Origin of the sequence: Dysosmobacter sp. (assembly GCF_052306735.1) — a bacterium.
Lineage (GTDB): Bacteria > Bacillota > Clostridia > Oscillospirales > Oscillospiraceae > Oscillibacter.
In genome coordinates this window covers 1-12148 of record NZ_DAWBAJ010000055.1, presented here as the reverse complement: position 1 = coordinate 12148, position 12148 = coordinate 1, and the positions used below count along the sequence as shown (strand labels likewise).

The window sequence follows — 12148 nt, the reverse complement described above, 5'->3', positions numbered from 1 at the left end:
ACGAAAGGGTCAGTTTTTCAGGCTCTGCAGGGGGGCGGGGATGCGGCCGCCCCGGGCGATGAAGGCCTCGCTGCTCTCGCTGTGCAGGGGCATCACCGGGGCGCTGCCCAGCAATCCCCCCATCTCCACCCGGTCCCCTACCCCCTTGCCCAGGGCGGGGATGATGCGCACGGCGGTGGTCTTGGAATTGACCATGCCGATGGCCGCCTCGTCGGCGATGATGGCGGAGATGGTGGAAGCGGTGGTGTCCCCGGGAACGGCGATCATATCCAGGCCCACGGAGCAGACGCAGGTCATGGCCTCCAGCTTGTCCAGGACCAGGGTGCCCTTCTCGGCGGCGGCGATCATACCCTCGTCCTCAGACACGGGGATGAAAGCGCCGGACAGGCCGCCCACATGGTTGGAGGCCATCACGCCGCCCTTCTTCACGGCGTCGTTCAGCAATGCCAGGGCCGCGGTGGTTCCGTGGGTGCCGCAGGTTTCGAGGCCCATCTCCTCCAGGATTCTCGCCACGCTGTCGCCGATGGCAGGGGTGGGGGCCAGGCTCAGGTCCACAATGCCGAAGGGCACACCCAGGCGGCGGGAGGCCTCTACGCCCACCAGCTGACCCATGCGGGTAATGCGGAAGGCGGTCTTCTTCACGGTCTCGGCCACCACGTCGAAGGGCTGGCCCTTGACGCTTTGCAGGGCGTGGTACACGACCCCGGGGCCGGAAACGCCCACATTGATGACGCACTCCGGCTCCCCCACGCCGTGGAAGGCACCGGCCATGAAGGGGTTATCCTCCACGGCGTTGGCAAAGACCACCAGCTTGGCGCAGCCCAGGCAGTCCTTGTCCCGGGTGAGCTCGGCGGTCTTTTTGACGATGCGGCCCATCTCGGCCACGGCGTCCATATTGATGCCGGCCTTGGTGGAGCCCACGTTGACGCTGGCGCAGACCATATCCGTGGAGGCCATAGCCTCGGGGATGGAGCGGATCAGCTTCCAGTCGCTGATCGTAGCGCCCTTCTGCACCAGAGCGGAGAAGCCGCCGATGAAGTTGACACCGCATTTCTTGGCGGCGGCATCCAGGGTCTTTGCGATCTCCACATAGCTCTCCGTCCGGCAGGCAGCGGCCACCAGAGAAATGGGGGTGACGGAAATGCGCTTATTCACAATGGGAATGCCGAACTCCGCCTCGATCTCCCGGCCCACACGGACCAGGTCCTTGGCGCAGCGGGTGATTTTATCGTAGATCTTTTTGCAGCAGGCGGACAAATCCTCATCGGCGCAGTCCAGAAGGCTGATGCCCATGGTGATGGTCCGGATATCCAGGTGCTGATTGTCGATCATGTCCAGGGTGGACAGAATGTCTTTTTGATCCAGCATGGGGCCTCCTCAGATGCGGTGCATGGACTGGAAGATATCTTCCCGCTGCACCCGGATGGACAGCCCCATCTGAACGCCCAGCTCGTCCATTCTCCGGGCAAACTCTGCCAGGGGGACATTGCAGGCGGAAACCTCCGTAGCCATCATCATGGTAAAATAGCCCTGCATAACGGTCTGGCTGATATCCAGCACATTGACATTGAACTCGGCCAGCTTGGAGCAGACGGCGGCGATGATGCCCACCCGGTCCTGGCCCACAACGGTCACGATTGCTTTCATGGTATTTCTCTCCTTACACTTCGTAGTCCGCAGGCATTCTGGAGGCCACCCAGGGGAAGAAGTGGGACTTGGCCTCCACGTGCAGGGGGTGATCGGCGTAGCCATTCAGAGCCTCCCGGCTGTCGAACTCGGAATAGAGCACAAAGTCCGGGCCGCAGAAGCAGGGCTTCACCTCCATCCTGGTAAGGCCGGGGATCTGGCCGACCAAAGGCAGCAGCGCCGCCTGGGCCGCAGCAATGACGGCAGGCTTGTCGGCGTCTTCTTTCAGGGTGAACAGAATAATATGTTTGACCATGGAATGAACATCCTTTCTGGGGTGGTTATTAAAATGAGGCTTCCCCTCCGGGGGAGCTGGCTCGCGTCAGCGAGACTGAGGAGGGGTGTACCGGGCGGGAGTAGCTAATAAATCCGCACCGCTCTCTCCCGCAACGCCCCTCTTCCACCGCTGCGGCGGTCCCCCTTCCCCGGAGGGGAAGGTTTAGAGCTTCCCGTCGGGGCGGTGCGGCGGGGCGGCTTGGCGATATTGCAAAATACCGGGGTAGAATCTACCCCGGTATGGTTTTCAGGAAAGCTTACTCGGCGTCCTCGCCGTCCTCCAGCAGGGCGCGGATGGACAGGGAGATGCGCTTGTTCTCAGCGTCAACATCGGTGATCTTGACCTTGACCTGCTGACCCTCGGACAGGACATCCTCGGGCTTGTTGATGCGGCGGTCGGCGATCTGGGAGATATGGATCAGGCCGTCCACACCGGGCAGGATCTCGGCAAAGGCACCGAAGGTCATCAGCTTCACGACCTTGGCATCCACCACATCACCAACGGCGTAGTTGGTCATGAACTGGTTCCAGGGGTTCATCTCGGCGGTCTTGTAGCCCAGGGAGATCTTGTGCTTCTCGGGGTCGAAGGAGATGACGTAAACATCGATCTCGTCGCCGACCTTCACAACGTCGGCAGGGGTCTTGATGCGGTTCCAGCTCAGCTCGGAAACATGGACCATGCCGTCCACGCCGCCGATGTCCACGAAAGCGCCGTAGGAAGTCAGGGACTTCACAACGCCGTGGTACTTCTTGCCGACCTCGATCTCGCTCCAGATCTTCTCCTGAGCGGCCTTGCGGGACTCGGCGTTCACGGCCCGGATGGAGCCGATGGCCCGGCGGCGGGCACGGTTGACCTCGGTGATCTTCAGCTGAACGGGCTTGCCCACCATAGCAGCCATGTCGCCGCCCTTGGCAACGCCGGACTGAGAAGCGGGGATGAAGACGCGAACGCCCTTCACATTGGCAACCAGGCCGCCCTTGTTCTCCTCGGTGATGACGGCATCGATGGTGGTCTTGTTCTCCACGTAATCAGCCATCTCGTCCCAGACCTTCAGGCCGTCCAGCTTCTTCTTGGACAGCTGCACGGTGCCCTCCTGATCGTTGACGCGAACGACGAAGACCTCGATCTGGTCGCCGACGTGCAGGATATCCTCGGGCTTCACGGAAGGATCGTTGCTGACTTCGTCATAAGGAATGTAACCGGCATGCTTGGTGCCCAGGTCTACCTGGATTTCGGTATTGCCGATTCCGGTAACGGTGCCGATAACCTTATCTCCTGTATTTAAAGTCTTGATGGACTGCTCGAGAAGCTCTGCAAAGTTCTCCTCCTGTACAGCCTCAACATTGGTAATTTCGCTCATAGTCTTGTTGACCTCCTTTATAATCCACGCCGGTGTGGACGCACCAGCCGTGATTCCAACATCAGTGATACCGGCGAAAAACGCGGGCTCCAGTTCGCTGGCATCGTCAACAAGAGCTACACGGTCGCAGTATTCGCGGCAAATCATGGCGAGCCGGCCGGTATTGGAGCTTTTCGCATCCCCAACCACAACCATGGCCTGGCTCTGGCGGCTCAAAAGCGCCGCCTCGGTTTGCCTATCCTCAGTCGCTTTACATATTGTATCAAAAATTTTCAAGTTAGTAAACTGTTTTTTTGCAAAATTTCTGCATAATTTCCACAAATTTTCTGTGGAAGTTGTCTGGCAAACCATGCAAATTGGCAAGTCCGCAGCAATTCTTTCTTCCGTGACCCATTTTTTTAGTGAATCTGCACTATCAAAAATCTTACAGGCGGTACACCAGCCGGCAATGCCCTCCACCTCGGGGTGGGTGGGCGTGCCGATGATGATGGGAAGCCGCCCCTCCTCCTCCGCACGGCTCACAAGGCCATGGATGCGCTTGACAAAGGGACAGGTGGCGTCCACGATCTCGGCCCCCCGGGCTTCCAGCCGGGCATAGACCTCCCGGCCCACGCCGTGGGAGCGGATGATGACGGTATCGCCGGGGTTTGCCTCCTCCGGAGAATCGATGACCCCGACCCCCGCCTGATGGAAGGCCTCCACCACATGGCGATTGTGAATGATCGGCCCCAGGGTCACGGTGCGCTTCCCCGCTGCGGCGGAGGACTGGACCAGCTCCACCGCCCGGCTGACGCCGAAGCAGAACCCGGCGCTTTTGGCAACGCGTACACTCATCGGGAAATCTTCTCCTCTACGATCTTCCGGATGGCCGCCACGGACTGCTCCAGGTCCATTTCGGAGGTATCCACCTTCACGGAGTCCCGGCACATCTTCAGGGGGGCGATGTCCCGGTGGGTGTCCTGGTAGTCCCGCTGCTGGACGTCCTTAAGCACCTGAGCGTAGCTTGCCTTCTGGCCCTTTTCCAGCAGCTCCTGATAGCGCCGCTTGGCCCGGACCTCGGGAGAAGCCGTGAGGAAGATCTTCACCGTGGCCTTGGGCAGCACCACGGAGCCGATGTCCCGGCCGTCCATGACCACATCATATTCTTCCGCCATATTCCGCTGCATATCCAGCAGCACATCCCGGACAACGGCGTGGGCGGAGATGAGGCTGGCCTTCTGGGAGATCTCCGGTGTGCGGATGTCCCCCGTCACGTCCATGCCGTTCATAAGCATATGCTGCACGCCCTCGTCATCGTATTCAATGCCGACGGTCAGCTCGTCGATGTAGCGGTTCACCCCGTCCACATCCTTGGGGCTCACCCCCCACAGGTCCATAAAATAGGCCACGGTGCGGTAAATGGCCCCGGTATCCACATAGCGGAAGCCCAGCTCCCCCGCCAGACGGCGGGCAATGGTGCTCTTGCCTGCACCGGCAGGGCCATCGATGGCCACAGAAATTTTCTTTCCCATATGTTTCCTCATTTCCCGGCTAAGCTGCCGCCTTTATTTTTCTTCCCGCAGGAGGGATAGTGCCTTTGCCTCCCGCTGCACCACCTCATCCACCGTCAGGCCCAGGGCCTTGCCGGTCTCCTCGGGGGTCATGGGCAGGCCCTTTTCCAGTCCGTAGCGCAGAGTCAAAAGCTTTGCATCCTCCTGGGGCAACACGCTCAGCAGCTCTGCAATGCGCTGGCGCATCTGGAAGTAGGCCGTATCCTCCACGGCCTGGTTCTCCTCCCCGGCTGCTTCCTCCTCCTTGGGCGCCGTGGCCCGCTGGAGCATCCTGGCATCCTCCAGGACGCGGCGCACCGTATCGGCATCCTCGGGGGTCATATGCATTTCCAGAGCGATCTCCTCCAGGGTGGGGTTTCTGCCCAGCTCCGAGAGCAGCCGCTCGTCCACCGCCCGGTAGTCCTCCATGGCCTGGCGCAGCTTCTGGCCCACGCCGTTGGCCCGGGCCTGCAAGGTCACCGCCCGGGCCATGGCGGCCCGAATGGCGCTGTCCCGGCGGGCGAGATAGTCCTCTGTGCCGATGGCCTGCCAGAGGGCCAGACCGCCCTCCTGCAAAAGGTCCATCAGCAGCACCCCGCAGCCGGCGTACTCTCTGGCAATTTCCACCACACGGTGCAGTCCCAGATTCATGAGCTTTTCTGCGGCGGGCTCCCGGCCCTGGGCAGCCTGCTCCGCCAGAGTGGCCTCATCCTCCCCAAGGGGGATCTGGGCGATCTCCTCCAGGTAGAGCCGCAGCGGGTCGGTCTCGCTCAGGCCGGACACATCCATGCCCTGCTCGGCCAGCTCCGCCTCCTGCCGCAGCCGCAGGGCCGCCTGGCCCTGGTGGTGCTTCACCGGCAGCTGGGAGATATCCAGCAACAGGCGCTTGGCCTCCAGGGCAGCAAAGGCGTCCTCCACGGCCTCCTCCGTCTCCTGCTCCAGCAGGGTCAGAAAGTGGGCGGCGTTTACCGTATCCCCCGGCTGCCTGCCCGCCAGGAACCGCTCCCAGGGGCTGTCGTCAAAGGAAAAATCCAATGTATTCATTCCAGAAAATCCTCCAATCCCATGCTTGTGCCCATGGCCTGGAGCTTGTCCATGGCCTGTTTTTCCACCTGGCGTACCCGCTCCTTGGAGATGCCCAGCTTCTGGCCGATCTCCTCCAGGGAGTGGCAGACGCCGTCCTCCATGCCGAAATGCAGCCGCAGAATGGTCCGCTGCCGCTCGGTCAGATTGGAGAGCAGGCGGTCGATGGCGTCGTTCAGCTCCTTGCGGACCAGCTCCTCCTGGGGCTGGGGGGCCTCCAGGTCCTCTAAGAGATTGCCGAAGCTGCTCTTGTCCTCGTCCCCCACAGGCACGTCCAGAGAGCAGACATCCGGGGAAAGCTGCAAAAGCTCCGCCACCTTCTCCCTGGGCATATCCACCCGGGCGGCGATTTCCTCCGCCGTGGGCTCCGTGCCCTGCTCCTGGCGCAGCACCGCCTGGGCCGCCTGGACCTTGCGCATCCGCTCCGCCGTATGGACCGGGACGCGGATGGCGCCCGCATGGTTCAGCAGGCACCGGGTCACGCCCTGGCGAATCCATTTGGTGGCATAGGTGGAAAAGCGAAGGTCCCGGGTGTAGTCAAACTTCCGGGCGGCTGCCAGCAGGCCGATGCTGCCCTCCTGGATCAGGTCCATCAGGGGCACGCCCCGGCCGGAATACTCCTTGGCCACGGACACCACCAGGCGCAGATTGGCATTGACCATCTTTCGGATGGCCTCCTCGTCCCCCTGGGCGCAGCGGCGGGCAAGCTCCCGCTCCTCCTCCGGGGTCAGCCGGGGGATCTGCCGAATTTCCCGGAGGTACTGCCGGATATCGTCCTCATCCCTGGGAACGGGGATGGCGGTGTCTTTCTCTGTCGTCTCTGTCATGCTTTGATCCCTTTGCTTTCCTGTATTTTCCGGTAAAATTCCATCAGCGTGTCATTGGTGCCGTCGGTGCTGGCCGACTTGAAATCGTGCAGCTGCCGGATCACCTGGATGCTGTCGTGAAGGGCCTGTTCGGAGACCGGGCCGGGGTTTCGCTGCAAAATCCCGGCAATGTGGGCCATTTCCTCCCCCGTAAAATCCGTCAGCCCCGCAATGCCGGGGGCGAGGCCCTGGCGGCTCTGCTGCCGCAGCTGGTCAAATACCCGGCCCAGCAAGGGAGAGGAGAATTCCTCCGGCCTTAGATTCTCGGTCTCGTCCATCATGGCGGGGTCTGTCAGGCATTGCGCCAGGACGATCTCCTCTGCCTTGGCGGATTTCACATTGTCGTAGTGGATGGTGCGGCTCTTGGGCTGAGCCGCCACGGCAGGGGCCAGTTCGATGCGCTCCTGCTTCCGCTTCTCCCGATTCATGCGGCGCTTGTAGGCCTTGCCCACCTCGATCTTCATGGCCTCGGGGGAGATTTTCCCCGCTTCCGCCACCCGGTTGCCGTAGATTTCCCGCTGGACGGCGCTCCCAAGGCTGCTGACCAGCTCTGCGGCCTCGCCGATGAATTTCACCCGGTCCTCGTCCACGCTTAGATCGTATTTCTTCTGAATGGCGCGCAGCTGGTATTCCACCCGGTTGGAGGACTCCTCCAGAAGAAGCCTAAACCGGTCCGCACCAAACTTTTTCAGGAATTCGTCCGGGTCTTTGGCGTCCCGCATTTGCAGGACCTTTACCTGTAACCCCGCCTTTTCCAGCATGGGGATGGCCCGCTTGGTGGCGTTCTGCCCGGCCTCGTCGCCGTCGTAGATGAGCACCACCTGCTCGGTATAGCGGGAGAGCAGAGTTGCGTGCTCCTCGGTCAGGGAGGTGCCCAGAGAGGCCACGGCGCAGTCGAAGCCGTACTGGTGCAGGGCGATGGCGTCCATATAGCCCTCCACCAGGATCAGATAGCCCAGCTTGGACTTCTTCGCCACATTCAGGGCAAACAGGTTCTTCCGCTTGTTAAAAATCTCCGTTTCCGGGGAATTTAGGTATTTCGGCGTGGAATCGTCCATGACACGGCCGCCGAAGCCGATGACGTTGCCCCGGACATCGATGATGGGGAACATGAGCCGGTTGCGGAACCGGTCGTAAAGATTCCCGTTCTTCTGGGAGACCGATACCAGGCCCGCTCCTTGCAGCTCCTCATCCGTATAGCCCTTGACCCGCATGGCCTTACAGAGGCTGTCCCAGCTGTTGGGGGCGAAGCCGATGCCGAACCGGGTCAGCGTTCCCTTGGACATGCCCCGGCTCTGGGCATAGCGCAGACCCTCCGCCCCGGCGGGGGCATAGAGCTGGCTGACGAAAAACCGGGCGGCCTCCTTGGACAGCGCCCACAGCCGCTCCTGCTTCCGGTAGCGGCTCTGGTATTCCTCGTCGTCCGGCACCTCCATGCCCACTCTTTGGGCCAGGGCGCGGACGGCATCCGGGTAGCTCAGGCCCTCGATCTCCATCTCGAAATTGATGACCCCGCCGCCCTTGTGGCAGCCGAAGCAATAGTAGATCCCCTTGTCCGGCGCTACGGAAAAGGACGGCGTTTTCTCCCCATGGAAGGGGCAGAGGCCAAACAGATTGGAGCCGGAACGCTTCAGATTGACGTACTGGCCCACGACCTCTTCAATTGGGTTTCTGGCGGCAAGCTCATCCAGAAATGCCGGTGGAAACGGCATTGGCGCTCCCCTCCTCTCTCTTTTTGAAATCGTATTATAGCATATTATCCCCGGACATTCCAGCCGGAGGGCACAAAAATCTCGTTGAATTTTTCGATGGCGTAGTTGTCAGTCATGCCTGCGATATAGTCGCAGACCGTGCGGCCCAGGCCGTCGAAGGACAGCTGGGGCTGGAAATCCGCCGGGAGCTGCTCCGGATGGTCCACATAGAACCGAAACAGCATTTGCAGCATATCCTTGGCCTTGCTCTCCTCCCCCTTGGCCACGGGGTTGTGATAGACCCGCGCAAACATGAAGCTGCGCAGATCCGCCAGGGCCTTTTGAATCTCCTGGGTCATGCAGATGCTCCCCGCCTCCCGGGAGGTGAAGATCGTGTCGCAGACCAGGGTGTTGATCCGGTCCCGCTGGTTCTCCCCCAGAATGGCGGCAATGTCTCTTGGGATGTCCTCAGCCGTCAGAATGCCCGCCCGGATGGCATCGTCAATGTCGTGATTGACGTAGGCGATCTGGTCCGCCCGGCGGACGATCTGGCCCTCCAGGGTTTTCGGGATCACGGGGCCGGTGTGGCCCACAATGCCCTCCCGGACCTCGTTGCACAGGTTCAGGCCCTGGCCGTCCTTTTCCAGAATATCCACCACCCGCAGGCTCTGCTCATTGTGCCGGAAGGGCCGGCCCCAGCATTCCGTCAGGGCGGCCTCCCCCGCGTGGCCGAAGGGGGTGTGGCCCAGGTCGTGGCCCATGGCGATGGCCTCGGCCAGGTCCTCGTTGAGCCCTAAGGCTCTCGTAACGGTCTTGGCAATGCGGGTGACCTCCAGGGTATGGGTCATGCGGGTGCGGTAGTGGTCCCCCTCCGGGTTCAGGAACACCTGGGTCTTGTGCATGAGCCGCCGGAAGGCCTTGCTGTGGACAATGCGGTCCGTATCCCGCTGGTAGCAGGTGCGCACATCCTCCTCCCGCTCCGGCTCCGGCCTGGGGCGGCCAGTGGATCTGTCCGAAAAGGCCGCCAAGGGGTTCAGCCGCCGATGCTCCAAACGCTCCAGTTCTTCCCGTACCGTCATGGAAATCACTCCTTATTGCTATATTGGGAACGCCCGGTATTCCGTGCCGGTCTCCATGGCCTCCACGGTTCCGGCGGTCATGTCCGTGAGTTTTTCCAAAAATTCCGGGGCCTTGGCCTCCGGGAACAGCAGCTCCAGCTCCACCTCGGAGCCGAAGTCCGTGCTGCGGATGATGCCGCCGAAGCTTTCCGTTTCCAGCTTCACCCGCTCATACCAGGAATAGGGGCAGGGCAGATACAGCACCGTCCACACCCGCTTCATGGATTTGCCCGCCGCATCCACGGCGATCTTGGCCCCCTTGGTGTAGGCCCGGACCAGGCCACCGGCCCCCAGCAGAATGCCGCCGAAGTACCGGGTGACCACGCAGACCACGTTGAATAGCCCCTCCCGCTGCAAAACCTGGAGCATGGGCATTCCCGCGGTGCCGCCGGGCTCCCCGTCGTCGGAGAAGCGGACAGCCCCGTCCCGGATGATATAGGCCCAGCAATTGTGGGTGGCATCGTAGTGCTGCTTTTTCATCTCCTGGATCTTCGCCAGGGCCTCCTCCTCCGTCTCCGCAGGCCAAAGGCGGCCAATGAAGCGGGACTTCTTTTCAATGAATTCGTCTTCTCCGAAGCCGGTGGGCACAAGATACTCTTCCACGGCTCAAATCTCCTTTGTCACGTACTCCCGGAGCCTTCCATAGAGGATATCGTCCAGCACCGCGTCAATTTCGATACCGCCCGCGGTATAGTCCACGCTGTTCACCTTGGCCCCGCTGTGGAGCGCATCCACCTGGCCGCCCATGGAATAGGGCAGGCAGAGAACCACATGATGGCGGGCATGGCCCAGCATTTCCTCTATTCTTTGGAGCAGCGCCTCCATGCCCACGCCCTTGGCGGCGGATACGGCCACGGTGTTCTCCCCCAGGGGGATGTCCTCCCGGCTAACCAGGTCCGCCTTATTATAGCAGTAGAGCACCGGGGTGCCGGGCTTGGCCAGGGTGGTGATGAGCTTATCCACAACGGCGATGTGCTCCTGCCGGTTTGGGTCGGCGGAGTCGATGACGTGGAGCAGCAGGTCCGCATACTCCAGCTCCTCCAGGGTTGCCCGGAAGGCATCCACCAGGTGGTGGGGCAGCTTCGCGATGAAGCCCACGGTATCGGACAGGATCACATCCAGATTGTCCGAGACCTTCAGCAGCCGGGAGGTGGTATCCAGGGTGTCGAACAGCCGGTTGTTGGCGGGGATGCCCGCACCGGTGAGCTGATTCAAAAGGGTGGATTTTCCCGCGTTGGTATAGCCCACAATGGCCACCACCGGCACGGAATTCTTCCTCCGGCGCTCCCGCTGAACGCCCCGGACCTGGCGGACCTGGGCGAGCTCCGATTCCAGCCGGGTGATCCGCTCCCGGATGTGCCGCCGGTCGCTCTCCAGCTTGGTTTCGCCGGGGCCGCGGGTGCCGATGCCGCCGCCCTGCCGGGACAGGCTCTTGCCCATGCCGGAGAGCCTTGGCAGGAGATACTTATACTGGGCCAGCTCCACCTGGAGGCGGCCCTCCTTGGTCTTGGCCCGCTGGGCGAAGATGTCCATGATCAGGGCGCTGCGGTCCAGCACCGTCAGGCCGATGATCTCCTCCAAGGCCCGGATATTTCCCGGGGAAAGCTCGTTGTCGAAGATGACCATGGTAGACGCCGTGGCTTCCGCCAGCATGCGGACCTCCTGGGCCTTGCCCTCGCCGATGAAGCTGTGAGGGTCTGGATTGGGCCGGTTTTGCAGCATCTTGCCGGTGCAGAAGCCGCCTGCGGTTTCCAGCAGGGCCTCCAGCTCTTCCAAGCTCTCCTCTGTGGCGGTCTGCTCCTTGGTAAAGCAGGCGGCGTTCAGCCCAACCAGCACCGCCCGCTCCTGCTTGCTTTCAAAATTTTCTTCCATATGTTCCTCCGTTTGATTGCCTCCCTTGAAAGGGGAGGTGGCCCGCAGGGCCGGAGGGGTTTTGTCTCAAGCCTCAGCATTTTCACAGAACCCCTCAGTCAGCTGCGCTGACAGCTCCAGCTTTGCATTAAGAGGCTGTAAGCCGCAAGCGGCAACAGTCTCTATACCTTTCAGGGGAGCCCCTTCTTTGCTATAACTATACCATACTCTCCCCCGCGCAGGCAACCGGAAAATGCAAAAAACCCGCACTACCAACGTAGTGCGGGTAATTGGATCTCTTACTTCAGGCCGAAACGCTTGTTGAAGCGATCAACACGTCCACCGGTGTCAACCAGCTTCTGCTTGCCGGTATAGAAAGGGTGGCACTTGGAGCAGATTTCAACGCGAATGTCCTTCTTGGTAGAACCGGTCGCGATGACGTTACCACAGGCACAGCGGATGGTGGTCTGTTCGTAGTTAGGATGGATACCTTCCTTCATTTCTTTCACCTCTTTCATATCAGTTAAAGGGCATAAATGTCCTTAGCAATCTTGAATCGCCTAGGTATAATATCATACACGCAAGGAAATTGCAAGCATTATTTTTGTTTTTTGAAAAATTATTTTTCCGGAGGAGGGGCGTTCCGGACGGGAGCGGTTGGGAATGCGCATTTAAGCTCCCCTGAAA

The 12148-nt window shown here is 61.1% G+C and carries 12 protein-coding genes; all 12 read right to left on the bottom strand.

The window, feature by feature from the left end:
• Positions 1-9: 9 nt before the first annotated feature.
• The 12 genes from ACT67G_RS10790 to rpmE all read right to left on the bottom strand — a co-directional run bounded on the left by ACT67G_RS10790 (position 10) and on the right by rpmE (position 11961).
• Positions 10-1368 carry a PFL family protein gene (locus tag ACT67G_RS10790; protein WP_443664244.1) on the bottom strand — a complete coding sequence of 453 codons (1359 nt, stop codon included), beginning with the start codon at positions 1366-1368 and terminating at the stop codon, positions 10-12.
• A gap of 9 nt (positions 1369-1377) precedes the next feature.
• Positions 1378-1647: an ACT domain-containing protein gene (locus ACT67G_RS10785; protein WP_443664243.1), complete on the bottom strand. Its 270-nt coding sequence runs from the start codon at positions 1645-1647 to the stop codon at positions 1378-1380.
• Positions 1648-1660: 13 nt separating this feature from the next.
• Positions 1661-1942, bottom strand: a complete 282-nt coding sequence (locus tag ACT67G_RS10780; protein ID WP_443664242.1) for a Dabb family protein — start codon at positions 1940-1942, stop codon at positions 1661-1663.
• A 277-nt stretch (positions 1943-2219) separates the two neighbouring features.
• The gene (locus ACT67G_RS10775; RefSeq protein WP_443664241.1) at positions 2220-4157 is read right to left on the bottom strand and encodes a bifunctional 4-hydroxy-3-methylbut-2-enyl diphosphate reductase/30S ribosomal protein S1; all 1938 of its coding nucleotides are present in this window, start codon (positions 4155-4157) and stop codon (positions 2220-2222) included.
• On the bottom strand, positions 4154-4834 hold the full coding sequence (gene cmk / locus ACT67G_RS10770; protein ID WP_443664240.1) for a (d)CMP kinase: 681 nt from the start codon (positions 4832-4834) through the stop codon (positions 4154-4156). Before cmk ends, ACT67G_RS10775 begins: the two co-directional genes overlap by 4 nt.
• A gap of 33 nt (positions 4835-4867) precedes the next feature.
• The gene (locus ACT67G_RS10765; protein ID WP_443664239.1) at positions 4868-5896 is read right to left on the bottom strand and encodes a sigma factor-like helix-turn-helix DNA-binding protein; all 1029 of its coding nucleotides are present in this window, start codon (positions 5894-5896) and stop codon (positions 4868-4870) included.
• The gene (locus ACT67G_RS10760; protein WP_443664238.1) at positions 5893-6762 is read right to left on the bottom strand and encodes a sigma-70 family RNA polymerase sigma factor; all 870 of its coding nucleotides are present in this window, start codon (positions 6760-6762) and stop codon (positions 5893-5895) included. Before ACT67G_RS10760 ends, ACT67G_RS10765 begins: the two co-directional genes overlap by 4 nt.
• Positions 6759-8513 (bottom strand): DNA primase, encoded by a 1755-nt coding sequence (gene dnaG, locus ACT67G_RS10755; protein ID WP_443664237.1) that lies wholly within the window; start codon positions 8511-8513, stop codon positions 6759-6761. Before dnaG ends, ACT67G_RS10760 begins: the two co-directional genes overlap by 4 nt.
• A 44-nt stretch (positions 8514-8557) precedes the next feature.
• Positions 8558-9571, bottom strand: coding sequence for a deoxyguanosinetriphosphate triphosphohydrolase (locus tag ACT67G_RS10750; protein ID WP_443664236.1), 1014 nt, complete (start codon positions 9569-9571; stop codon positions 8558-8560).
• A gap of 18 nt (positions 9572-9589) precedes the next feature.
• Positions 9590-10213 (bottom strand): YigZ family protein, encoded by a 624-nt coding sequence (locus ACT67G_RS10745; protein WP_443664235.1) that lies wholly within the window; start codon positions 10211-10213, stop codon positions 9590-9592.
• 3 nt (positions 10214-10216) lie between these two features.
• The gene (hflX, locus tag ACT67G_RS10740) at positions 10217-11482 is read right to left on the bottom strand and encodes a GTPase HflX (RefSeq protein WP_443664234.1); all 1266 of its coding nucleotides are present in this window, start codon (positions 11480-11482) and stop codon (positions 10217-10219) included.
• Between the two features lie 278 nt (positions 11483-11760).
• The gene (rpmE, locus tag ACT67G_RS10735; RefSeq protein WP_216566699.1) at positions 11761-11961 is read right to left on the bottom strand and encodes a 50S ribosomal protein L31; all 201 of its coding nucleotides are present in this window, start codon (positions 11959-11961) and stop codon (positions 11761-11763) included.
• Between the last annotated feature and the right edge of the window lie 187 nt (positions 11962-12148).